The organism is Naumannella cuiyingiana (assembly GCF_013408305.1).
Classification (GTDB): domain Bacteria; phylum Actinomycetota; class Actinomycetes; order Propionibacteriales; family Propionibacteriaceae; genus Naumannella; species Naumannella cuiyingiana.
This window is the reverse complement of the sequence record NZ_JACBZS010000001.1, coordinates 1,504,950-1,526,711: the sequence shown is the minus strand read 5'-3', so window position 1 is coordinate 1,526,711 and position 21,762 is coordinate 1,504,950. Positions and strand designations below refer to the sequence as shown.

The following is a 21,762-nucleotide window of genomic DNA, read 5'->3' as shown; positions in this document are numbered from 1 at the left end:
ATGGTCGAGGAGATGATCATCGACGGATCGGTGCTCGACGGCGTCGGGCGCGTCCTGTTCGTGCACGCGCACCCCGACGACGAGACCATCGCCACCGGCGCCCTGATCGCCGCGCTGGCCGAGCGCGGCGTCGCCGTCGCGGTGCTCACGGCCACCCGCGGCGAGCGCGGCGAGGTCGTGCCCGGGTCGCTGCCCGCCGGCCTTGATCAACAACGCCTGAGCGCCGCCCGGGAGAACGAGCTGGCCGCCGCCCTGACCGAGCTGGGCGCGATCACCCACGCCTTCCTCGGCACGCCGCCCGCCCGCGCGGATGCACAGCCGCGCAGGTATCACGACTCGGGAATGAGCTGGCTGCGCGAGGGGCTGGCCGGCCCGGCGCCGGACGGTGGCCCGCTCGCCCTGACCGCGGCCGACACCGCGGAGGTGGTCGCCGACATCGGCGCCATGATCACCACCTTCGCCCCGGACCTGTTGATCAGCTACGACGCGGGTGGCGGCTACGGTCATCCCGATCACGTCCTGCTGCACCACGCCACCATCGCCGCGGGCCGGCGCGCCGGCGTACCCGTGGCCGAGATCGTGCCGGCCGAGGCCCCCGATGCCGAGTCGTTCGCGGCGCCGGCACAGCGCGAGGCGCTGGTTCGGGCGCTGTCGCGACACGCCAGTCAGCTCACGGTCGACGGCACCGACATCGTGCATGTCGGCGGCCAGCGCGAGCCGATCCGCACGACGACGCTGCTGCGCGTGATCGACCGGAAACGATCATGACCCGGCGCTCGGAGCCGGACGAGGTGCGCGACGGGGTGGCGCTGACCAGTCTGGACACCGAGCTCTTCGATGGCGCCGGCGCCACCAAGCGCGAGCTGATCGATCACCTGGACGCCGTCGGTGATCAACTGGTCGCGGCGCTCTCGGGACGCCCGCTGACGGTGTTGCGCGCCCGGTCCGGGCAGCCGCCGTTCATGCAGAAGAACCTGCCGAAACATGCGCCGCCGTGGATCCCGACGGTGGAGATCTGGTCGCAGGCGGGGCAGCGTACCGTCCGCTATCCGTTGTGCGAGGAGCGGCGGACGCTGCTCTGGTTCGGCAATCAGCGCAGCATCGAGTTCCACCCGACCCTGATCCGCTGGCCGGACGAGGTGACGGCCCTGCTGATCGATCTCGACCCGCCCGAGCACGGCGATTTCCGGGCGGTACGCCGGGCCGCCGCGGCCGTCCGCGCGGTGCTGGAGGAGTGGCGGCTGCCGGCCGCGGTGAAGACCAGCGGCGCGAAGGGCGTACACATCGCCGTGCCGGTGACCGGCGTCGACATTGCCGACGCGGCGGCCGCGACGGCCGAGCTCGCGGCCCGCGCCGCCGCACTGGCCCCGGATGTCGCGACCGTCGAGTTCATCCGCGCCGACCGCGGCGGCCGGGTGTTCGTCGACAGCACGCGGGCGGGCGGGGCCAGCGTCGCGGCGGCGTACAGCCCGCGGGCCCGCCCGGGGCTGCCCGTCTCGTTCCCGTTGGGCTGGGACGACCTCGATTCGGCCGAGCCGGGCGACTTCACCGTCCGGACCGCGGCCGGCCTGCTCGGCCGGGCCGATCCCTGGGCGGCAGCGCTGGCGCATCCGGTGCCGGTGCCGCCGGAGCTGATCGAGCGGGGCCGGGCCATCGCCAGCCCGCGCGTCGCCGCGATGCACGAGGGGCGGCGCCGCAGACGCGCGGCCCGCGCCGCCGATCCGGAAGCCTGATCCGCGACCTGTCTCAAATAGCAGTATGTCTAGTGAATGAGATGAGTACGCGGGAGGCTGAGGGTCGCGACCGGCGCCGGCCGGTCGGCGCAGCCAAGATCAGGAGGCCGCGACATGCCCGTCACCCTGCACTGGTTCCTGCCGTCCTCGGGAGACACCCGGGCCGACCCGCGCCTGGCCGATGCGGTCAGCGCCCTGAGCGGGACCGCCGATCAACGGCGGGATCGGGACGGGATCCGCGTCGCCGACCCCGACTATCTGGGCCAGATCGCCCGCGCGGCAGAACAACTCGGATTCGTCGGCGCGCTCACCCCGACCTCCTCCGAATGCCACGACGCCTGGATCCTCGGTGCCGCGCTCGCCCAGCACACCGAACGGCTGAAGTTCCTCGTCGCCTTCCGGCCCGGGCTGATCAGCCCGACGCTCGCCGCCGAGCAGGCCGCCGCCTTCCAGCGCTTCTCCGGCGGCCGCCTGTTGCTGAACATCGTCACCGGCGGCGAGGATGCCGAGCAGCGCCGCTATGGCGACGGCCTGTCCAAGGACGAGCGGTACGCCAGGACGGGCGAGTTCCTGCACATCTTCTCCGAGCTGTGGCGCGGCGAGCCGGTGAGCTTCGCCGGGGAGCGGCTGTGGGTCGACGACGCCGTGCTGGCCGATCCGCCGGCCTGGCCGACCATCTACTTCGGCGGGTCCTCGCCCGCCGCGATCGAGGTCGCGGCCCGGCACGCCGAGGTGTACCTGACCTGGGGCGAACCGCCCGCCCAGGTGACCGAGAAGCTTGATCGGGTACGCGCGTCGGCCGCCCGCCACGGGCGCGCACCGCGGTTCGGCATCCGGCTGCACGTGATCGCCAGGCCCGATGCCGCGGATGCCTGGCAGCAGGCGGAGCGGTTGATCGCGGGACTGTCGCCCGATCAGATCGCCCGGGCCCAGGCAGCCCAGGCGACCGCGCAGTCGGAGGGCCAACGGCGGATGACCGCCCTGCACGGCGGCGATGTCTCCGCGCTGGAGATCGCGCCGAATCTCTGGACCGGGATCGGCCTGGTCCGCGGCGGCGCCGGGACCGCGCTGGTGGGCTCCTACGACGAGGTCGCGGACCGGATCGGCGAGTACCACCGGCTCGGCATCGACGAGTTCATCCTTTCCGGTTACCCGCACCTGGAGGAGGCGTACCACGTCGGGGAGGGGGTACGCCCGGCGCTGGCCCGGCGTGGACTGCTCGCCGATGCCGAGGACCCGCTGGCCGGCGTCGCCTGAGGCCCCGCGACCCGTGATCAGCTCCGCTCGTTCTGCGAGGTGATCTGCTGGTCGGCGTAGAACTCCGTCCCGTACTCGACCGTGTTCGGCGTCTCCAGCGACTTCCAGGTCGTGCAGTCGACGACGTTCCGCCGCGCGGATTGTGGGCCGCCACCGATGTAGCCGTCGGCTTGATCCTGATAATCTCCCCGCGTGATCGCCTACCGGCTTCACGATCGAGATCTCGTGGGCATCCGGTTCGGGGTGTCACCGCTCAACGAACTTGTCATGTCGTTGCGAGCGCTGCGTTCACCGGCGGCCTATCCGCTGGCTCGCCGCTGGTTGCGCGCGACCCGGGCGGCGCGTCGGCAGCTCGACAGCTCGGTGATCTCGGCCCTGATCACCGATGACTTCCTCACCCCGGATTTCTGCAATCCACGTCCGGAGAAGGCCCTGACCGATCTGGCCGACGAGCTCGCGGCCGTCGAGGATGCCGATCTCGATCGCGTGCGGCGCGACCTCGATCTGATCTGGCCGCAGGGCTGGCCGGCCGTGCTCAGTGCCGATCCTCGCCGGCAGATCGTCGATGCCCTGCGCGCCTACTGGGATGCGTGCCTGGCGCCGCACTGGTTCGGCTTCCGGGCACTGCTGCGCGCCGACATCGCCGATCGCGGCCAGACCGCGGCCGAGCACGGGATCGCGACGATGCTGGAGGGCCTGTCCGATCAGGTCCGGCTGGACCAGACGACGATCGTCGTGGAGAACCCGTACTCGACCGACGGCTGGACGCGGGCGACCGACGGGGCGGGCCTGGTCCTGGTGCCGTCGATGTTCACCTTCGGGGTGTCGCATCCGCTCGGGCCGCAGGCGCCGCCGATGTTGATGTATCCCGTCCGCGCCTCGGAGTTGATCACCATCCGCGACGGGGTGGGGGCCGCCGATCACCTGCACAGCCTGCTCGGGCGCGCCAAGGCGACCGTATTGATCTTGTCGGGGGAGCCGCAGACCAGCCGGGGGTTGGCCGACGAGCTGGGCGTGAGCGCCTCGGCGGTGAACCAGCACCTGCGGGCGCTGCACCGGGCGGGGCTGTTGGACTCGGCCCGGGACGGCCGCCACGTGGTCTATCGCCGCTCGCCGCTGGGCCAACAGCTCCTGGACTCCGACCGCGGCTGAGCGCGGCGTCGGTTTCGGCGCGCGTGGGCCGCCCGGGTCGGAGCCGCGACCTATCCTTGGCCGCATGCTCCGCCCCGCCCGCCGCCGCCGAGCGGTGCGTACCGCGCTCGGTGTCGCCGCGCTCGCCGCAGTGCTGGCGCTCGCTCCTGGGGTGGCGACCCGGGTCTGGGCGGCGGGCCGGTTGCCCGCCGAGGCGGGGGCCCCGCAGCGCCCGGTCGGCCTGCTGCTCGGGGCGGCCGTGCAGCCCGGCGGCGTGCCGTCCGCCTTCCTGCAGGCGCGGATCGATGTCGCCGCCCGGCTCTGGCACGCCGGCAGGCTCCGCGCGATCATCGTCTCCGGCAACCGGGAACCGTTCTACGACGAGCCGCGGGCCATGCGCGCCGGCCTGGTCGCGGCCGGCGTACCCGCCGACGTGATCATCGACGATCCGGCCGGCTTCGACACCTATGACTCGTGTGTGCGGGCCCGCGACGTGTACGGCGTCGACAAGCTGACCCTGATCAGCCAGACCTTCCACCTGCCGCGCGCGGTGACCACCTGCAAGCTCGTCGGGGTGGATGCGATCGGGGTCGGCGACGACTCCGTGCGGCAGGGTTCGATCACCTGGTGGTACGGCGAGGCGCGCGAGTTCGGGGCCGCGTGGAAGATGTTGGCCGACGTGGTGACGGCCCGGCAGCCGCGGCAGGATGCGCCCGACGATTCCGTCGCGCGCATCCTGCGCCGCGGCTGATCACGCCAGGTCGAAGGTTTCCGGATCCGGACCGATCCGGTTGTCCGCGTTCAGCGCATCGATCGCGGCCAGGTCGGCTTCGGTGAGCTGGAAGTCGAAGACGGCGAAGTTCTCCTCGATCCGGCTCGGGGTGACCGACTTGGGGAACACGACGTGCCCCTTCTGCAGGTGCCAGCGCAGCACGATCTGCGCCGGGGTGCGGCCCAGCTTCTCGGCCAGCTCGGTGATCACCGGGTTGTCGAGATCGGCCGCCTGGCCGAGCGGGCTCCACGCCTCGGTGCGGATGCCCAGCTCATCGTTCAGCCGGATCAGTTCGGGCTGGGTGAAGGTCGGGTGGACCTCGATCTGGTTCACCGCGGGCGTGACGCCGGTCGCGTCGATCACCTCGCGCAGATGGTGATCATTGAAGTTCGACACGCCGATCGACTTCGCCAGGCCGTCGCGCTGGGCCTGCACCAGGGACTCCCAGGCCTGCACGTGCTGGCCCTGCCCGGCGACCGGCCAGTGGATCAGGTAGAGGTCGACCGCGTCCAGGCCCAGCTTGCCGAGGCTCTCCTCGAGCGCCGCGCGCGCGTCGTCGTGCCGGGAGTTCCACAGCTTGGTGGTCACCCACAGCTCTTCGCGGGGTACGCCGGACTCGCGGATCGCCTGTCCGACACCCTCCTCGTTCTGATAGGCCGCGGCGGTGTCGATGTGGCGGTAGCCGATCTCCAAAGCCTTGCCGACGGCGTCGACGATCTCGTCGCCGGAGACCTGCCACACGCCGTAGCCGAGCTGCGGGATCTCGCGGCCGTCGTTCAGCGTGATGTTCGGAACCTGTGTCATCGGGTCAACTCCTCGGTTCTGCGGGCCGGACCGGTGTGCCCGGACCGGATCGGTGGCGTGGCGCCATCTCTTGTCTACAACATCGTCGCCGTCGGCCTGTTCCGGTGTTGCGCAACGGCTCGCCGGCCGCCGCCCGCTTGCAGGGTGGGACCGGTGTGGCTGGCCGGCGCCGGGCTGGCAGCATGACCGGGTGACCGATCCGGACGACCGTACCCCCGCCGGATTGCAGCCTTGGCAGGCCACGGTCGCCCCGATCGCGATCGCGATGCTGGGCATGCTCGGGCCGTTCTCGATCGACACCCCCTACCCGTCCTTCGCGCATCTGCAGACCGAGTTCGCGGTCGACGCGACCGTGACCCAACAGCTCGTCTCCAGCTACCTGCTCGCCTTCGCCGCGATGAGCATCTTCCACGGCCCGATCTCCGACGCCGTCGGCCGGCGGCCGGTGATGCTGGTCAGCCTGCTCGCCTACAGCGTCGCCTCGATCGCGGCGATCTTCGCGCCCTCGATCGGTGTCCTGATCTTCTGCCGAGTCCTGCAAGGGTTGTCCGCCGGCGGCGGCGTGATCATCTCCCGGACCATGATCCGCGATCTCTATCACGGTGCCGATGCCCAGCGCCTGATGAGCCGGGTGATGATGATCTTCGGTCTGGCGCCCGCGCTTGCGCCGATCATCGGCGGCTGGCTCGCCACCGTCGGTTCCTGGCGGCTGATCTTCGGCTTCCTCGGTGGTCTCGGCCTGCTGCTGGTCGGCGTGGTGATCGTCGCGCTGCCGGAATCGCATCCTGTGGAGCGGCGTACCCCGCTGTCCATCCGCGCGCTGCTCGGGTCGATGGCCGGCGTCGTTCGCACCGCCCGGTTCCACCGGGTGACCTGGGCCGGCGCGTTCTTGTTCGGCGCCTACTTCCTCTACATCGGCTCGGCGGCCATCGTCGTGGTCGATCTGCTCGGCCAGGGCGAGACGGACTTCTGGAAGCTCTTCTTGCCGATGATCGCGGGCTTCATGGCCGGCGCCTTCGTCAGCGGCCGGACGGCCGGCCGGCTGTCGCGGAACCGGGGGGTGGCAATCGGCATCGCCATCCAGCTCGGCGCCGCTGCGCTGGGCGTGGTCCTGATGCTCGCCCCGGCCCTGCGTACCCTCCCGTGGGCCGTGATCGCTCCGGCCATTCTCGGCTTCGGCGTATCGCTCGCCTTCCCGCCGATCCAGCTCGCGGTCGTCGACATGTTCCCGAAGGCCCGCGGCGCGGCGACCTCGATCGCGGCCTTCCTCACCCTGGCGCTGAACGCGCTGACCGCCGGCCTGCTCGCGCCCGTGATCACGTCATCGCTGCTGGCGATGGCGATTGCCGTGCTCGGCTTCACGATCCTCGGCGCGCTGTTCTGGGTCTGGCACCTGCGGGTCGATCACCAGGTCGACCGCCAGTGACGCCCGGGGCGCGGTGGACCGATTCGGCACCGCTCGCCCCACCGAGCACAATGGGACCCATGTCGTCCCTGCCTGCCCTGCTCGGCGCGCGGTTCCGCGCCGCGGCCGAGCTCGATCCGGAGCTGCGCCCCGCCACCAAGCCGCAGTTCGGCCACTTCCAGTCCAATGTGGCGCTTCGCCTGGCGAAGGCGGAGGGCGCCAACCCCCGCGAGATCGCGCAACGGCTGGTCGACCAGATCGACGTCGCCGACATCGCCGAGCCGCTGGAGATCGCCGGCCCCGGCTTCATCAACATCCGGCTGCGGGCCGACGTGCTGGCCGCCGAGGCCGAGCGGGTGCGTACCGATCCGGCCAACGGGCTGGTGATCACCGACTCGCCGCAGACGGTGGTGATCGACTACCCGAGCGCGAACGTCGCCAAGCAGATGCATGTCGGCCACCTGCGTACCTCGATCATCGGCGACTGCTTCAATCGGGTGCTGACCGCGCTCGGGCACACCGTGATCCCGCAGGACCACATGGGCGACTGGGGCCGACAGTTCGGGATGCTCGTCGAGCAGGTGCTGGACGAGGGCGCCGACGCCTCGGCGCTCGGGCTCGCCGAGTCCGAGGCCCTCTACAAGCGCGCCCAGGCCCGCTTCAACGACGACCCAGCCTTCGCGGACCGGGCCCGCAAGCGGGTCGTGGCGCTGCAGTCGGGTGACCCGGCGACGCTGGAGATCTGGCGGGCACTGGTCGACGCGTCGCGGCGGGGGCTGATGGAGTCCTACCGCCGGCTCGGGATCCTGGTCGAGCTGGACGACTTCGACGGCGAGTCGCGCTACAACGACGCGCTGCCCGGGGTGGTCGACGAGCTGGAGAGCCGCGGGATCGCGGTGATCGACCAGGGTGCGCTGTGCGTCTTCGTCGACGGGTACGCCGCGCCGATGATCGTCCGCAACCGCGACGGCGGCTTCGGCTACTCCGCGACCGACCTGGCCGCGATCCGGCTGCGGGTCGACGAGTTGGGCGCGGACCGGGTCCTGTATGTGGTCGATGCGCGGCAGTCCGACCACTTCGGGCAGGTGTTCTCGGTGGCGCGTACCGCGGGCTGGCTGCCCGACCGGGTCGAGGCGCGGCACACGCCGTTCGGCATGGTGCTCGGCACCGACGGCAAGCCGCTGAAGACCCGCGACGGGTCCACCGCGACGCTGGAGTCGCTGCTCGATGCCGCCGAGACCGAGGCGACGCCGGAGATCGCGCTGGCCGCGATCAAGTACGCCGACCTGTCCAACTCGCTGATCAAGGACTATGTCTTCGACCTGGACCGGATGGTGCGGACCACCGGCGACACCGGCCCCTATCTGCAGTACGCGCACGCCCGCTGCAACCAGGTGCTGCGTCGCGCCGAGGCCGAGGGATATGCGACGGGCCCGGTCAGCGTGCTCGGCGAGCCGGCCGAACAGCAGCTTGCCCTGCAGCTCACGCGCTTCGACGATGCCGTGCAGGAGGTGGCCGCCGGCCTGCAGCCGCACAAGCTGACGACCTATCTCTACGAGCTGGCCGAGTTGTTCTCCACCTTCTACGAGCAGTGCCCGGTGCTGAAGTCCACCGACCCGGTCCGGGCATCGCGGCTCGGGCTGACCCAGGCGACCAAGGACGTGCTGGCGGCCGGCCTGGACATGTTGGGGATCACCGCGCCGGAGCGGATGTGAGGTCTAGGGTGGCGGCATGAGCGAGCGAACCAGCGGCGGGCGGGTCGGAAATGTTGTGCTGTGGATCCTGCAGGTGCTCGCCGCGCTCGGCTTCCTGTTCGCCGCATTCGGCAAGCTGACCAGACAGCCGGCGACGATGGTCGTCTTCGAGCGGATGGGCACCGACGCCTGGCTGCCGATCGTGATCGCCGTGCTGGAGATTGCCGGCGCGATCGGGCTGTTGATCCCACGGTTCGTCCGGCTGGCCGCGGTGTGCCTGGCCGCGCTGATGGTCGGCGCGCTGATCAGCCACGCCGTGCTGCAGCCCGAGGGGATTGCCGGGCCGATCCCGTTCCTGGTGCTGACCGTGATCATCGCGATCTTCCGCCGTCGGTCCGCGCCCCGGACCACCCACGAAACGTGATCACCGGCGACGTGAGCACTGGCAGCCCAACTGACCGCCGGTGACCCGGCCAGACGTGCGCAGCCGGTTGCGCGGCATGTTCGCCGACACCCGGCCGATGACCAACCGGCACTTCCGGTGGCTGTGGCTGGCCAACATCGTCACGGTGATCGGCGCCCAGCTCACCGTCGTCGCCGTCCCGGCCCAGATCTACTCGCTGACCCAGAGCTCGGCGATGGTCGGCCTGACCGGCATCTTCGGGCTGGTGCCGCTGATCGTCTTCGGATTGTGGGGCGGCGCGCTGGCCGATGCGGTGGACCGCCGGGTGCTGCTGATCGTGACGACACTGGGGTTGATCGGGACCAGCGCGCTGTTCTGGGTGCAGGCGCAGCTCGGGTTCGACAATGTCTGGCTGGTGTTGGTGCTGTTCGCGGTGCAGCAGTCGTTCTTCGCGATCAACCAGCCGGTACGCAGCGCGATCCTGCCGCGGCTCCTGCCTCATGATCAACTTCCCGCGGCGAACGCGCTGAACATGACCGTGATGCAGGCCGGCGGGATCGCCGGTCCGCTGATCGCCGGGGCGCTGATCCCGTTCGTCGGGCTGCCGCTGCTCTACCTGATCGACACCCTCTCCCTCGGTGCCACCCTGCTCGCCGTGATCGCGCTGCCTCCATTGCCGCCGACGGGCGTGAGCGGCGTACCCGGTCTGCGGTCGGTGATCGACGGCTTCGCCTACCTGGCCGGGCACAAGATCTTGTTGATGTCCTTCGTGGTGGACATCATCGCGATGGTTTTCGGCATGCCGCGGGCGCTGTTCCCGCAGATCGCCCACGAGAGCTTCGGCGGGCCGATCGATGGCGGGCTGGCGTTCGCGGCGTTGTTCGCGGCGATCCCGCTGGGGGCGGTGATCGGCGGCGTTTTCTCCGGCTGGGTGTCGCGGGTCGAGCGGCAGGGCCGCGCGGTCGTCATCGCGATCATCGTCTGGGGGCTGGCGATGGCCGGCTTCGGGGTGGCGATCGGCTTCGGCGGCGGGGTCGCCGGTTGGGCGCTCGTGGTTGCCGTACTGATGCTGGTGATCGGCGGCGCCGCCGACATGTCGTCCGCGGCCTTCCGGATGTCGATGCTGCAGCAGGCGGCGACCGACGAGGTACGCGGTCGGCTGCAGGGCGTGTTCACCGTGGTGGTGGCCGGCGGTCCGCGGATCGCCGATGTCGCCCACGGAGCCGCGGCGGCCGCGGTCGGCACGGTGGTCGCCTCGGCCGGCGGCGGCCTGCTGGTCGTGATCGGTACCGTGCTCGCCGCCCTCGCCGTACCGGCCTTCGTCCGTTACCGCGTCGTACGCGCCACGCGCTGATCAACCGAGGCCCCTGGCTGGCGTGCCGCGCTATCCGCGGGGTGTACCGGCACCCGCGGGCTGAATCGGCAGGTGCGGGCTGAACCGGCAGGTGCGGGCTGAGTATCGCTCGCGGGTGCCGGTTCGGTTCGCGGGTGCCGGATTGGGCGTCAGCGCTCGTCGATCATCACGGTGATGTTGTACGCCGCGGCGGGGTAGCAGTGGCTTCCGTACTCGATCGGAGTGCCGTCGGCGGCCAGTGCGAGCCGGGTCATGGTCAGCACGGGTTGCCCGCGGCCGATTCCGAGCAGCCGGCGCTCGCGTGCGCTCGGTGGCCGGGCGCTGATCGTCTGGTGGGCCACCTGCGGTCGTACGCCGCGGGCGCGCAACACGGCATACAGCCCGTCACCCTCGAGCGCCGTCGCGTCGATGTCGGCGAGCGCCGGCGGCAGCCAGTTGCGCAGCAGCGCGATCGGCTCGTCGTCGGCATAGCGCACCCGCTCGAGGTAGAGCAGCGCCTCGTCGTCATCGACCAGCCCGAGCCCCGCCGCGCCTTCGGTGTCGGCGCCGCGGCGGTGCTGCAGCACCTCGGTCCTGGGCTCGCGGCCCGCGCCGACGAGATCGTCGTAGAGACTGGTCAGCTCGACCTTGCGGTGCACCAGGCGATCGGCGACGGTGGTGCCGCGCCCGCGACGGCGTACCAACAGGCCCTGGGCCACCAACTGCTGGATCGCGCGGCGCACGGTCGCGCGGGAGACGTCGAGCCGGTCCATCATGGCCAACTCGTTCTCCAGGCCGTCGCCGGGCAGCAGTACGCCGGTGCGCACCGCGGCCGCCAGCTGCTCGGCAAGCTGGTGGTACAGCGGCACCGGGGAGCCGCGATCGAGCACCAGCGGCAGCGGTTGGGGTGCCATGGCACCAGCCTAGGACAGCGCACGCCGATCGTGCGAACAAGCAAATGTCCGGACAAAGCTTGACGGGCCGGGGCCGATCGAGCACGCTGGGAGCGAACCAGCGGCGACGTCGAGGAGGACAAGGCATGCGGATCGGGCTCGCCGGAGTGGGGCGGATCGGGGCGTTCCACGCCGAGACCCTGGCCGGCCTGGACTTCGTGGATGCGCTGGTGATCACCGATCCGCGCGCGGATGCCGCGAGCGCGCTCGCCGACCGGGTCGACGCGACGACCGCGGCCTCGGTGGACGAGCTGTTGGACCGGGTGGATGCCTTCGTGATCGCCGCGGCGACCCCGGTCCACGCCGAGCTGCTGCGCGCCGGTATCGCCGCCGGCATCCCGACCTTCTGCGAGAAGCCGGTGGCGGGCACGCTGGCCGAGACGAGCGAACTGGCCCGGCTCGCGGAGACGGCGACGGCACCGATCCAGGTCGGTTTCCAACGCCGCTTCGATGCCGGCTACCGCGCCGCGCGGGCGGCGGTCGCCGCCGGCGAGCTCGGCTTCGTGCACACCCTGCGCGCCAACACCCTCGACGAGCGGCCGCCGGACCGGTCGTATCTGCCCGGGTCGGGCGGCATCTTCCGGGACTGCTCGATCCACGACTTCGACATCATCCGGTTCGTCACGGGGCAGGAATTCGTCTCGGCCTACGCCGTCGGCGCGAACCAGGGCGAGCCGTTCTTCGCCGAGGCCGGCGATGTGGACACCGGTGCGGCTGTGCTGACGTTGGAGAACGGGCCGCTGGTGCTGGCCTCTGCCGGCCGCTACAACGGTGCCGGGCACGATGTCCGGCTGGAGCTGCTCGGCGAGCGGGACAGCCTCGCCGTCGGGCTGGACGACACGCTCGCGCTGCGCAGCGCGGAGCCCGGGCGATCGGGCGGCCCAGCCCGGGGCGTGGTGCACAGCTTCATGGAGCGGTTCGCCCCGGCGTATGTCGCCGAGCTGACCGAGTTCGCCGAGGTTGCCCGCGGCAACGCGCCGTCGCCGTGCACCCTGGCCGATGCGTTGCAGGCCTTCCGGGTCGCCGAGGCGTGCGCCCGGTCGCTTGCCGAGGGCCGTCCGGTGGCGTTGGCGGAGGTGACCGGATGAGCGCGGGCACGATCAGCGGGCGCATTGCGGGAGCGCCGATCAGTTGGGGCGTCTGCGAGGTGCCCGGCTGGGGCTGGCAGTACCGGCCGGAGCCGGTGCTCGAGCAGATGCGTGATCTTGGCCTGGCGGCGACCGAGTTCGGCCCGGATGGCTTCCTGCCCGAGGCGATGGCCGACAAGATCGAGCTGCTTGCCTCCTACGGGCTCGCCGCCGTCGGCCAGTTCGTCCCGGTGGTCCTGCACGATCCGCACCACGACCCGCTGCCGCAGGTACGCGAGGCGCTGGCTCCGCTCGCCGCCGCGGGTGCGTCCGTGGTGGTGATCGCGGCCGCCACCGGCGCCGACGGCTACGATGCGCGCCCCGAGCTGGACGATGCGCAGTGGACGGTACTGCTGCAACATCTCGACGCCATCGATCGCGAGGTACGCGCGGCCGGGCTGGTCGCCGCCCTGCATCCACATGTGGGCACCATGATCGAGAACGCGGCGGAGACCGAGCGCGTGCTGGCCGGCTCGACCATCGGGCTGTGCCTGGACACCGGTCACCTGATGATCGGGGGCGCCGATCCCGTCGCGATCGCGACGGCTGACCCGGAGCGAATCGAACACGTGCACCTCAAGGATGTCCGGGCCGAGCTGGTCGACCGGGTCCGGTCGGGCGAGCTGACCTACACCGAGGCGGTACGCCGCGGCATCTACGCGCCACTGGGTCAGGGGGATGTCGATCTTGTGACCATCGTCAGGTCGCTCGAGGCCGCGGGCTATGCGGGCTGGTACGTGCTGGAGCAGGACACCGTGCTGCAGGCCGAACCCACCGGCGACGGACCCGTGCGCGATGTCGCCGCGAGCCTGCGCTTCCTGATCGGGATGGGAAACTGATCATGGATCTGCTCACCTTCGGCCGAATCGGCGTCGACATCTATCCTCTCCAGCACGGCGTCGGCCTGGCCGACGTGCAGACCTTCGGCAAGTACCTCGGCGGCACCGCCAGCAATGTCGCGGTGGCCGCGGCCCGGCACGGCCACAGCGCCGCGGTGATCACCGCCGTCGCCGACGATCCGTTCGGCGCCTATCTGCACCACGAGCTGCGCCGCCTGGGAGTGGACGACTCCTACGTGATCGACATCGCGGGCGGCCCGCCCACGCCGGTCACCTTCTGTGAGGTGTTCCCGCCCGACGACTTCCCGCTCTACTTCTATCGGTATCCGACGGCCCCGGATCTGCTGGTCCGGCCGGAGGATCTGCCGCTGCCCGCGATCGCCGACGCCACCGTGTTCTGGTCCACGGTCACCGGCCTGTCCCAACAGCCGAGCCGCGACGCCCACTTCGCCGCGTGGCGGCACCGTGGGCCGGTGTCGGGGGACCGGCACACCGTGCTCGATCTCGACTGGCGGCCGATGTTCTGGACCGACCCCGCGCAGGCGTCGGCGGTGATCGCCGAGGCACTCCCGCTGGTCAGCGTCGCGGTCGGCAATCGCGAGGAGTGCGAGGTCGCGGTCGGCGAGACCGATCCGGATCGGGCCGCCGATGCGCTGCTCGACCGGGGGGTGCGGCTCGCCGTGGTCAAGCAGGGCCCGGCGGGGGTGCTGGCAGCCACCGCCGACGAACGGATCGAGGTTCCGCCGCTGCCCACCACGGTCGTCAACGGACTCGGCGCCGGCGACGGGTTCGGCGGCGCCCTGGTGCACGGGCTGCTGGCCGGCTGGTCGCTGAGCCGCAGCATCGCCTTCGCCAATGCTGCGGGCGCGATCGTGGCTTCGCGGTTGGAATGCTCCACCGCCATGCCGGACAGTGCCGAGGTCGACGCGGCGATCGAGCGGGGGCGGGCATGAGCGCCGGCCAGTCCAGCCGGGCAGCGGGCCGGGTGGCCGAGCTGAGCGAGCTGCGGGCGCTGGACCCGGGCCGGGTGGCGGCGGCGTGGCGGGACCGGCGCCGGCCCGACGGACTGCCGGCCGACGGGCGGCTGATGATCATCGCGGCCGACCACCCGGCGCGCGGTGCGCTCGGGGTACGCGATCGCGCCGACGCGATGGCCGACCGCGGCGAGATGCTGGCCCGGCTGCTGGTCGCCCTGGATCGCCCGGGGGTGGACGGCGTCCTCGGCACCGCCGATGTGCTGGACGATCTGGTCCTGCTCGGTGCGCTGGAGGACAAGCACGTCTTCGGCTCGATGAATCGCGGCGGCCTGGCGGGATCGGTCTTCGAGCTGGACGACCGGATCACCGGCTACCGGCCGGAACGGCTGGCCGAGCGTGGGATGCAGGGCGGCAAGATGCTGCTGCGGATCGATCCCGGCGATCCCGCGACGGTCGCCACCCTGGAGACCTGCGCGACCATGATCGACGGGCTCGCCGATCGGGGCCTGCTCGCCATGCTGGAGCCGTTCTGGGCGGCCCGGAGCGGCGGCCGACTGGCCAACCAGCTCGACCCGGAGTCGGTGATCAGATCGATCCATGTTGCCGCCGGCCTGGGATCGGCGAGCGAGCGTACCTGGCTGAAACTGCCCGTGGTGGACGAATGCGAGCAGGTGATGGCGGCGACCACGCTGCCCGTGTTGCTGCTCGGCGGCGACCCGACCGGGGCGCCCGCCGAGACCTATCGGCGGTGGGCACGCGCGCTCCGGCCGCCGCAGGTGCGAGGGCTGGTGATCGGTCGGTCGCTGCTCTATCCGCCCGATGGCGATGTGGCCGGCGCGGTGTCTCGTGCCGCCGCCCTGGTCCACGAACCGACGAACGAACCGACGAACGAACCGACACAAGGAGATCTTCGATGACCGGGCAGAGCCCCTGGGTCCTGCGCGCCGACCGGGGCGCCGGCGAGGTGACCGTCGACGAGACGATCCCCGGCTGGCGCCATACCGGGCTGCTGGTCCGCGAGGTCGCGCCCGGCGCGCGGCTCACGGAACGGTTCGCCGACCGCGAGGGCATCGTCGTGCCGCTGCGCGGCGGTGCCGCGGTCGAGGCGGGCGGCGAGCGCGTGGTGCTCGCCGGGCGGGAGTCGGTCTTCGCCGGGCCGACCGATGTGGCGTACCTCCCGCCGGACACCGAATGGTCGGTGATCAACGAGGGCGAGCGGCCGGTGCGGATCGCGGTGGCGTCCGCGGAGGTGACCGGCGACGGCGCGCCGGACCGGCTCGCGCGAATCGCCGCGGACGCGGTGCCGATCGAGGTCCGCGGCGCGGGCCGGGCGACCCGGCTGGTCCGCAATTTCGGTACGCCGGGCGTGCTCGACGCCGATTCGATCATCGCCTGCGAGGTGATCACCCCGGCCGGCAACTGGTCGTCCTGGCCCCCGCACAAGCACGACACCGAGCGACCGGGCGTCGAGACCCAGCTGGAGGAGATCTACTACTTCGAGCTGACCGGGCCCGCGGGCACCGAGCCGATCGGCTACCAGCGCGTCTACGGGACCGACGAGCGCCCGATCGACGTGCTGGCCGAGGTCCGCGGCGGCGACGTGGTGCTGGTGCCGCACGGCTGGCACGGTCCGGCGATGGCGCCCACGGGCTACGACATGTACTACCTGAACGTGATGGCCGGCCCCGGAGCTGAGCGGGCGTGGCTGATCTGCGACGACCCGGCGCACGCCTGGGTCCGGGACGACTGGGCCGGCCAGGCCCCCGATCCGCGGCTCACCGGCGGGCGGTCCTGATGCCCACCCTGACCACGGCCCAGGCGCTGATCACCTTCCTCTCCCGTCAGTACGTGGAGCGCGACGGCGAGCGCTCGCGGTTCTTCGCCGGGGTGTTCGGGATCTTCGGGCACGGGAATGTCGCGGGCGTCGGCCAGGCGCTGCTGCAGGCCGAACTCGCCGCCACCGAGGACGGCGTACCCCCGACGTTGCCGTACGTGCTGGCCCGCAACGAGCAGGCGATGGTGCACGCGGCGGTGGCGTACGCCCGGCACCGCGACCGGACCGCCGCGTGGGCGTGCACGGCGAGCGTCGGTCCGGGCTCGACCAATATGCTGACCGGCGCGGCGCTGGCCACGATCAACCGGCTGCCCGTGCTGTTGCTGCCGTCGAGCACCTTCGCCGGGCGGGCCGCCTCCCCGCTGCTGCAGGAACTGGAGGATTCCCGCGCCGGTGATGTCACGGTGAACGATGCCTTCCGCCCGCTGTCGCGCTACTACGACAACCTGACCCGGCCCGAGCAGTTGATCCCGGCCGCGCTGCAGGCGATGCGGGTGCTGACCGATCCGGCCGAGACGGGGGCGGTCACGCTGTCGCTTCCCCAGGACGTCCAGGCCGAGGCATACGACTGGCCGGAGGAGTTCCTCGCCGAGCGGACCTGGCGGATCGAGCGGGCGCCGGCCGACCCCGCCGCCCTCGCCGAAGCCGCGGAATTGATCAAGGCCGCATCCGCGCCGCTGATCATCGCCGGCGGAGGAGTGCACTACTCGGGCGCGGAGGACGAGTTGGCGGAGTTCGCGGCCGCCACCGGCATCCCGGTGGCCGAGACCCAGGCCGGCAAGGGATCGTTGCTGCACGGCGATCCGCGGCTGATGGGGGCCGTCGGCGCCACCGGCACCACCGCCGCCAACGCCCTCGCTCGCGACGCCGATCTGGTGATCGGCATCGGCACGCGGTGGAGCGATTTCAGCACCGCGTCGAGGACCCTGTTCGCCAACCCGGACGTGCGATTCGTCAACCTCAACGTGGCCGCACCCGATGCCGCCAAGCAAGCCGGGCTGGCGGTGCGCGGGGACGCGCGCGAGGCGATCCGGGCGCTGCGCGAACGGCTCGCCGGCGTGGGTGTCGATGAGGCCCATCTGCGGCGCCAGGACGAGCTGCGCGCGGCCTGGGACGCGACGGTGGACGCCGCGTACGCCGCGCCCGCCGCGACCGACGGCCGGATGGTGCAGTCGGCGGTGCTCGGGATCGTCAACGAGTACAGCGATCCCGGCGATACCGTGGTCTGCGCGGCCGGTTCGATGCCGGGCGACCTGCACAAGCTGTGGCGGGTGCGTGACCGGCGCGGGTATCACGTGGAGTACGGCTACTCGTGCATGGGCTATGAGGTGCCGGGCGGCCTCGGCATCGCGCTCGCCGACCCGGACCGCGACGTCTTCGTCATGGTCGGCGACGGATCCTGGCTGATGATGTCGGCCGAGCTGGCCACGGCCGTGCAGGAGCGGGTCAAGATCATCGTCGTGCTGGTGCAGAACCATGGCTTCGGCTCGATCGGCGCGCTGTCGGAATCGCTCGGCTCGCAGCGATTCGGCACCAGCTATCGGCGCCGCGGCGAGACCGGGCGGCTGGATGCGGAGCCCGTCGGTGTCGACCTTGCCGCCAATGCGGCCTCGCTCGGCGCCACCGTGATCACCGCCGGCGACCGCGAGGAGCTGATCAACGCGATCGCGCAGGCGAAGGCCGCGCCGCCCGACCGGCCGGTGGTGATCACCGTCGAGACCGACCCGACCGTCCCGGCGCCGGACTCGGCGGCCTGGTGGGACGTGCCGGTCAGCGAGGTCGCCGAGCTGGCGAGCACGCGCGAGGCGTACCAGAACTACCGCAAGGAAAAGGAGAACCAGCGCCCGCTGGTCGCTCCACCCGACTGGGACCGATCCCCGAACCCGGGGAGCTGAGGAAGGACAGGCTGATGGGAACAAAGCACAATGTGGTGCGGCGTCTCGCGGTGGCGGTGGTTGCCGCCGGTGTGGGGCTGGGCATGGCGGCATGCAGTTCCGGCGGAGGGCGCGAGGAGCCCGCTCCCGGAGGTGGGGGCGGCCAGGCGAACACCCCGACGATGACGGTGGCCTTCATCTCCCACGGCGCTCCCGGCGATACCTTCTGGGACCTGGTCCGCAAGGGCGCCGAGGACGCCGCGGCCAAGGACAACATCCAGCTCGAGTACTCCTCCGATCCCGACGGGGCGAACCAGGCCAACCTCGTGCAGACCGCGATCGACCGCAAGGTCGACGGGATCGCCGTCACCTTGGCCAAGCCGGAGGCGATGCAGGCCAACGTCAAGGCGGCAGCCGCGGCGGGCATCCCGGTCACCGGGCTGAACAGCGGCATGGACACCTGGCAGGACTTCGGGATGGTCGGCTTCTTCGGCCAGGACGAGACCGTCGCCGGCGAGGCCGCCGGGCAACGGATGAAGGCCGACGGCGCGAAGAAGGCCGTCTGCGTCATCCACGAACAGGGCAATGTCGGCCTGGAGTCGCGCTGCGACGGTGCCGCCAAGGCCTTCGGCCCGATGGAGAAGCTCTACGTCACCGGCACCGACATGCCGGGCGTCCAGGCCGCGATCACCTCCAAGCTGCAACAGGACGCGTCGATCGACACGGTGCTCACCCTGGGTGCGCCGTTCGCGCTGACCGCGGTGCAGTCGGTCGGCGAGGCGAACCGCGAGGCCAAGGTGGCGACTTTCGACACCAATGCCGAGCTGGTGGACGCGATCAAGAATGGCGAGGTCGCCTGGGCGGTCGACCAGCAGCCCTACCTGCAGGGTTACCTGGCCGTCGACGCGCTGTGGCTGTACAAGACCAATGGCAACACCATCGGCGGCGGCGAGGCGACCTTCACCGGGCCCGCCTTCGTTGACCAGACCAATGTGGACGCGGTCGCCGAGTTCGCCAAGGCTGGCAAGCGCTGATGTCCGCCGCGGCCCTGGTCGAGGATCGCGTCCGGCGGCGCAGCCCGCTGGTCGTGCTGCTCGGCCGCCCCGAGATCGGCGCGCTGATCGGCGCCTGCGTGATCTTTGCGCTGTTCATGCTGGTGGCGCCACCGTTCCGCAACGTTGCCAATGTCGGAACGATCTTGTAGGGGCGTCGACGATCGGGATCATGGCGGTGCCCGTCGCACTGCTGATGATCGGCGGGGAGTTCGATCTGTCGACCGGGGTCGCGATCACCTCTTCGGGCCTGACCGCGGCGCTGTTCGCCTGGTACTTCGGGTTGAACGTATGGGCCGGCGTGCTGCTCGCCCTGGTGTTGTCGTTGGCCGTCGGGGCGTTCAACGCCTGGCTGCTGCTGAAAACCGGTCTGCCGAGCTTCCTGGTCACGCTCGGCACCTTCTTCATCCTGCAGGGGGTCAACCTCGGCGTCACCCGCGCCGTGGGCGGTTCGGTCGCGTCGCCGCGGATCAGCGACATGGACGGGTACGCCTCGGCGCAGGCGATCTTCGGCTCCGAGATCGCCATCGGGCCGGTCACGCTCAAGATCACGGTGCTCTACTGGTTGTTGCTGACGATCGTGGCGACGTGGGTGCTGTTGCGTACCCGCGCCGGCAACTGGATCTTCGCCTCCGGCGGGGATGCGGCCGCGGCGCGCGCGGTTGGCGTACCCGTGCAGCGAACGAAGATCGGTCTCTACCTGTTCGTCGGGTTCTGCGCGTGGTTGTCCGGAATGCATCTGTTGTTCGGCTACGGCACGGTGCAATCGGGCGAGGGCATCGGCAAGGAGTTCATCTTCATCATCGCGGCGGTGATCGGTGGTTGCCTGCTGACCGGCGGCTACGGGTCGGTGATCGGCGCATCGATCGGCGCGCTGATCTTCGGCATGACGCAGCTCGGGATCAACTATGCGGGCTGGAATCCCGACTGGTTCCGTGCCTTCCTCGGCGCGATGCTGCTGCTCGCGACGATCGTCAATCTGGCCGTCAAGCGGCGGGCGGAGGCGCGATGAGCACCGACGAGACCACCGCCGGGCAGCACCCGACCTCGGCGATCGTGGAGCTGAGCGGGATCGGCAAGCGGTACGGCAATGTCGCGGCGCTGCAGGGCATCGACCTGGCGGTACGCCAGGGAGAGGTGACCTGCGTGCTGGGCGACAACGGCGCCGGCAAGTCGACGCTGATCAAGATCATGGCCGGCCTGCACGACTACGACGAGGGCGAGATGCGGGTCAACGGCGAGGTGACCCACTTCGCGTCGCCACGCGAGGCGCAGGGGGCGGGGATCGCCACCGTCTACCAGGACCTGGCGCTGGAGCCGCTGATGTCGGTCTGGCGGAACTTCTTCCTCGGCCAGGAGCTGGTCACCGGGCCCCTGCGCCGCCTCGACATCGCCAAGATGAAGCAGATCTGCGGCGAGGAGCTGGCCCGGATGGGAATCGAGCTGCCCGATCTGGACCGCCCCGCCGGGAGGCTGTCGGGCGGCCAGCGGCAGGTGGTGGCGATCGCCCGCGCGGTCTACTTCGGCGCCAAGGTGATCATCCTGGACGAGCCGACCGCGGCGCTGGGCGTGAAGCAGTCCGGGGTGGTGCTGCGCTACATCACCAGGGCGCGGGATGCGGGGCTCGGCGTCGTCTTCATCACCCACAACCCGCACCACGCGTACCTCGTCGGCGGGCAGTTCGTGATCCTCAAGCTGGGTCGGCTCGCGCTGAACGCCCCGCGTGATCAACTCAGCCTGGACACCCTGACCGCGGAGATGGCCGGAGGCGACGAGCTCACCGAGCTGAGCCACGAGCTGGGCGCCGATCGCTGAGTTTGCGCCGGTCGGTCAGGGTCGGAGGGCGGCGAACGGGTCGGTGATCTGCAGCTCGCGGCGGGTGAACCGGAACAGCCTGGCCGGCCGGCCGCCGGCCACGGACGCGGGGGCGGTACGCCCGGTCGCCTCGAGCTGGCCGCGACGCTCCAGCACGCGCTGCAGGTTGGTCGCCGACACGTCGTGGCCGAGCGCGGCGCGATAGATCTCGCGCAGCCCGCTGATCGTGAACTCGTCGGGCGCCAGGGCGAAGCCGAGGTTGGCATACGACAGCTTCGAGCGCAGCCGGTCGCGCGCCGACGTGATCACCGATTCATGATCGAATGCCATCGCGGGCAGCTCGGCGAGATCGAGCCAGGCCGCGTTGGGCGGCAGTACCGGGTCGGCGGTCACCGGCACCAGGCCGAGGTAGGCAGTGGCGATCGTCCGGTCGAACGGGTCGCGCCCTGGTTCGCTGCGGGTCTCCAGTTGTTCCAGGTGGGCGATCTCGCGCAGCTCGACCTTCGCCGCGAGGTGCCGGGCGACCGCCGCGCCGATCGTCTCCTCGGCGCCCACCGGGCCGCTCGGCACGGACCACGCGCCGGCGTACGGATCGCGCGAGCGCTGCCAGCCGAGCACCGTCAGCGCCGGCCCGCGCGCGGTCTCGCTGACCCGAAACACCGCGGCCAGCGCCTCGTGCCGAAACCGCGGCACGGCGGGCTCGGGGCCGGCGCTGGCGGGGGGTGGGCTGGAGGACGGCACGACGGCATGCTAGCTTCG

22 protein-coding genes are annotated in these 21,762 nt (G+C 71.4%); 19 read left to right on the top strand and 3 right to left on the bottom strand.

The window, feature by feature from the left end; genetic code table 11:
- From GGQ54_RS07055 to GGQ54_RS07035, 5 genes are all read left to right on the top strand, one after another.
- Entirely contained in the window at window positions 1–768 is a 768-nt protein-coding gene (locus GGQ54_RS07055) for a PIG-L family deacetylase (protein WP_179444744.1), read from the top strand.
- Window positions 765–1,733: a DNA polymerase domain-containing protein gene (locus tag GGQ54_RS07050; RefSeq protein ID WP_179444743.1), complete on the top strand. Its 969-nt coding sequence runs from the start codon at window positions 765–767 to the stop codon at window positions 1,731–1,733. The genes GGQ54_RS07055 and GGQ54_RS07050 overlap by 4 nt, the downstream gene beginning before the upstream one ends.
- A 114-nt stretch (window positions 1,734–1,847) precedes the next feature.
- Window positions 1,848–2,990 (top strand): LLM class flavin-dependent oxidoreductase, encoded by a 1,143-nt coding sequence (locus GGQ54_RS07045; protein WP_179444742.1) that lies wholly within the window; start codon window positions 1,848–1,850, stop codon window positions 2,988–2,990.
- Window positions 2,991–3,257: 267 nt separating this feature from the next.
- On the top strand, window positions 3,258–4,142 hold the full coding sequence (locus GGQ54_RS17585; RefSeq protein ID WP_179444741.1) for a helix-turn-helix domain-containing protein: 885 nt from the start codon (window positions 3,258–3,260) through the stop codon (window positions 4,140–4,142).
- A 64-nt stretch (window positions 4,143–4,206) separates the two neighbouring features.
- The gene (locus tag GGQ54_RS07035; RefSeq protein WP_179444740.1) at window positions 4,207–4,872 is read left to right on the top strand and encodes a SanA/YdcF family protein; all 666 of its coding nucleotides are present in this window, start codon (window positions 4,207–4,209) and stop codon (window positions 4,870–4,872) included.
- Here GGQ54_RS07035 and GGQ54_RS07030 read toward each other — a convergent pair whose 3' ends face one another.
- A complete protein-coding gene (locus GGQ54_RS07030) occupies window positions 4,873–5,697 on the bottom strand; it encodes an aldo/keto reductase (RefSeq protein ID WP_179444739.1) in 825 nt (274 codons plus the stop codon).
- A gap of 190 nt (window positions 5,698–5,887) precedes the next feature.
- Here GGQ54_RS07030 and GGQ54_RS07025 point away from each other — a divergent pair, with 190 nt between their 5' ends.
- From GGQ54_RS07025 to GGQ54_RS07010, 4 genes are read left to right on the top strand one after another with little or no spacing between them, the layout of a single operon-like run.
- Window positions 5,888–7,123 carry a Bcr/CflA family efflux MFS transporter gene (locus GGQ54_RS07025; RefSeq protein ID WP_218843744.1) on the top strand — a complete coding sequence of 412 codons (1,236 nt, stop codon included), beginning with the start codon at window positions 5,888–5,890 and terminating at the stop codon, window positions 7,121–7,123.
- 59 nt (window positions 7,124–7,182) lie between these two features.
- Entirely contained in the window at window positions 7,183–8,817 is a 1,635-nt protein-coding gene (gene argS, locus GGQ54_RS07020; protein ID WP_179444738.1) for an arginine--tRNA ligase, read from the top strand.
- A 16-nt stretch (window positions 8,818–8,833) separates the two neighbouring features.
- A complete protein-coding gene (locus GGQ54_RS07015) occupies window positions 8,834–9,220 on the top strand; it encodes a DoxX family protein (protein ID WP_179444737.1) in 387 nt (128 codons plus the stop codon).
- A gap of 40 nt (window positions 9,221–9,260) precedes the next feature.
- The gene (locus GGQ54_RS07010) at window positions 9,261–10,553 is read left to right on the top strand and encodes an MFS transporter (protein ID WP_343045884.1); all 1,293 of its coding nucleotides are present in this window, start codon (window positions 9,261–9,263) and stop codon (window positions 10,551–10,553) included.
- A gap of 149 nt (window positions 10,554–10,702) precedes the next feature.
- Here the strand turns inward: GGQ54_RS07010 and GGQ54_RS07005 are convergent, their stop codons facing one another.
- The gene (locus tag GGQ54_RS07005) at window positions 10,703–11,446 is read right to left on the bottom strand and encodes a GntR family transcriptional regulator (protein WP_179444736.1); all 744 of its coding nucleotides are present in this window, start codon (window positions 11,444–11,446) and stop codon (window positions 10,703–10,705) included.
- A 125-nt stretch (window positions 11,447–11,571) separates the two neighbouring features.
- On the opposite strand from GGQ54_RS07005, the gene GGQ54_RS07000 reads away from it, so the two are divergent.
- Genes GGQ54_RS07000 through GGQ54_RS06960 form a run of 10 tightly spaced genes read left to right on the top strand, consistent with a single transcriptional unit; the run spans window position 11,572 to window position 21,003 of the window.
- Window positions 11,572–12,573, top strand: a complete 1,002-nt coding sequence (locus GGQ54_RS07000; protein WP_179444735.1) for a Gfo/Idh/MocA family protein — start codon at window positions 11,572–11,574, stop codon at window positions 12,571–12,573.
- Window positions 12,570–13,451 (top strand): TIM barrel protein, encoded by an 882-nt coding sequence (locus tag GGQ54_RS06995; protein ID WP_179444734.1) that lies wholly within the window; start codon window positions 12,570–12,572, stop codon window positions 13,449–13,451. The genes GGQ54_RS07000 and GGQ54_RS06995 overlap by 4 nt, the downstream gene beginning before the upstream one ends.
- A gap of 2 nt (window positions 13,452–13,453) precedes the next feature.
- Window positions 13,454–14,404 carry a 5-dehydro-2-deoxygluconokinase gene (gene iolC / locus GGQ54_RS06990; RefSeq protein ID WP_179444733.1) on the top strand — a complete coding sequence of 317 codons (951 nt, stop codon included), beginning with the start codon at window positions 13,454–13,456 and terminating at the stop codon, window positions 14,402–14,404.
- Window positions 14,401–15,345 (top strand): Cgl0159 family (beta/alpha)8-fold protein, encoded by a 945-nt coding sequence (locus tag GGQ54_RS06985; protein WP_179444732.1) that lies wholly within the window; start codon window positions 14,401–14,403, stop codon window positions 15,343–15,345. Before iolC ends, GGQ54_RS06985 begins: the two co-directional genes overlap by 4 nt.
- Window positions 15,342–16,223 (top strand): 5-deoxy-glucuronate isomerase, encoded by an 882-nt coding sequence (gene iolB, locus GGQ54_RS06980; protein WP_179444731.1) that lies wholly within the window; start codon window positions 15,342–15,344, stop codon window positions 16,221–16,223. Before GGQ54_RS06985 ends, iolB begins: the two co-directional genes overlap by 4 nt.
- Window positions 16,223–18,157 carry a 3D-(3,5/4)-trihydroxycyclohexane-1,2-dione acylhydrolase (decyclizing) gene (gene iolD / locus GGQ54_RS06975; RefSeq protein ID WP_179444730.1) on the top strand — a complete coding sequence of 645 codons (1,935 nt, stop codon included), beginning with the start codon at window positions 16,223–16,225 and terminating at the stop codon, window positions 18,155–18,157. Before iolB ends, iolD begins: the two co-directional genes overlap by 1 nt.
- 14 nt (window positions 18,158–18,171) lie before the next feature.
- Window positions 18,172–19,170, top strand: a complete 999-nt coding sequence (locus GGQ54_RS06970; RefSeq protein WP_179444729.1) for a sugar ABC transporter substrate-binding protein — start codon at window positions 18,172–18,174, stop codon at window positions 19,168–19,170.
- On the top strand, window positions 19,170–19,340 hold the full coding sequence (locus GGQ54_RS16945) for a hypothetical protein (RefSeq protein WP_246292581.1): 171 nt from the start codon (window positions 19,170–19,172) through the stop codon (window positions 19,338–19,340). Before GGQ54_RS06970 ends, GGQ54_RS16945 begins: the two co-directional genes overlap by 1 nt.
- A gap of 20 nt (window positions 19,341–19,360) precedes the next feature.
- Window positions 19,361–20,200 (top strand): ABC transporter permease, encoded by an 840-nt coding sequence (locus tag GGQ54_RS06965; protein WP_246292579.1) that lies wholly within the window; start codon window positions 19,361–19,363, stop codon window positions 20,198–20,200.
- Entirely contained in the window at window positions 20,197–21,003 is an 807-nt protein-coding gene (locus GGQ54_RS06960) for an ATP-binding cassette domain-containing protein (protein WP_179444728.1), read from the top strand. Before GGQ54_RS06965 ends, GGQ54_RS06960 begins: the two co-directional genes overlap by 4 nt.
- A gap of 15 nt (window positions 21,004–21,018) precedes the next feature.
- Here GGQ54_RS06960 and GGQ54_RS06955 read toward each other — a convergent pair whose 3' ends face one another.
- Window positions 21,019–21,744 (bottom strand): NrtR DNA-binding winged helix domain-containing protein, encoded by a 726-nt coding sequence (locus tag GGQ54_RS06955; protein WP_179444727.1) that lies wholly within the window; start codon window positions 21,742–21,744, stop codon window positions 21,019–21,021.
- Window positions 21,745–21,762 lie beyond the last annotated feature (18 nt).

Excerpts from the sequence above, each read along its gene's own strand:
- iolC (WP_179444733.1), top strand. The coding sequence starts at position 13,454 with ATGGATCTGCTCACCTTCGGCCGAATCGGCGTCGACATCTATCCTCTC.
- GGQ54_RS07000 (WP_179444735.1), top strand. The coding sequence starts at position 11,572 with ATGCGGATCGGGCTCGCCGGAGTGGGGCGGATCGGGGCGTTCCACGCC.
- GGQ54_RS07055 (WP_179444744.1), top strand. The coding sequence starts at position 1 with ATGGTCGAGGAGATGATCATCGACGGATCGGTGCTCGACGGCGTCGGG.
- GGQ54_RS07045 (WP_179444742.1), top strand. The coding sequence starts at position 1,848 with ATGCCCGTCACCCTGCACTGGTTCCTGCCGTCCTCGGGAGACACCCGG.
- GGQ54_RS07050 (WP_179444743.1), top strand. The coding sequence starts at position 765 with ATGACCCGGCGCTCGGAGCCGGACGAGGTGCGCGACGGGGTGGCGCTG.
- GGQ54_RS07015 (WP_179444737.1), top strand. The coding sequence starts at position 8,834 with ATGAGCGAGCGAACCAGCGGCGGGCGGGTCGGAAATGTTGTGCTGTGG.
- GGQ54_RS06985 (WP_179444732.1), top strand. The coding sequence starts at position 14,401 with ATGAGCGCCGGCCAGTCCAGCCGGGCAGCGGGCCGGGTGGCCGAGCTG.
- GGQ54_RS06960 (WP_179444728.1), top strand. The coding sequence starts at position 20,197 with ATGAGCACCGACGAGACCACCGCCGGGCAGCACCCGACCTCGGCGATC.
- GGQ54_RS16945 (WP_246292581.1), top strand. The coding sequence starts at position 19,170 with ATGTCCGCCGCGGCCCTGGTCGAGGATCGCGTCCGGCGGCGCAGCCCG.
- iolD (WP_179444730.1), top strand. The coding sequence starts at position 16,223 with ATGCCCACCCTGACCACGGCCCAGGCGCTGATCACCTTCCTCTCCCGT.
- GGQ54_RS06970 (WP_179444729.1), top strand. The coding sequence starts at position 18,172 with ATGGGAACAAAGCACAATGTGGTGCGGCGTCTCGCGGTGGCGGTGGTT.
- GGQ54_RS07005 (WP_179444736.1), bottom strand. The coding sequence starts at position 11,446 with ATGGCACCCCAACCGCTGCCGCTGGTGCTCGATCGCGGCTCCCCGGTG.
- GGQ54_RS17585 (WP_179444741.1), top strand. The coding sequence starts at position 3,258 with ATGTCGTTGCGAGCGCTGCGTTCACCGGCGGCCTATCCGCTGGCTCGC.
- GGQ54_RS06995 (WP_179444734.1), top strand. The coding sequence starts at position 12,570 with ATGAGCGCGGGCACGATCAGCGGGCGCATTGCGGGAGCGCCGATCAGT.
- GGQ54_RS06965 (WP_246292579.1), top strand. The coding sequence starts at position 19,361 with ATGGCGGTGCCCGTCGCACTGCTGATGATCGGCGGGGAGTTCGATCTG.
- GGQ54_RS07030 (WP_179444739.1), bottom strand. The coding sequence starts at position 5,697 with ATGACACAGGTTCCGAACATCACGCTGAACGACGGCCGCGAGATCCCG.
- GGQ54_RS07035 (WP_179444740.1), top strand. The coding sequence starts at position 4,207 with ATGCTCCGCCCCGCCCGCCGCCGCCGAGCGGTGCGTACCGCGCTCGGT.
- argS (WP_179444738.1), top strand. The coding sequence starts at position 7,183 with ATGTCGTCCCTGCCTGCCCTGCTCGGCGCGCGGTTCCGCGCCGCGGCC.
- iolB (WP_179444731.1), top strand. The coding sequence starts at position 15,342 with ATGACCGGGCAGAGCCCCTGGGTCCTGCGCGCCGACCGGGGCGCCGGC.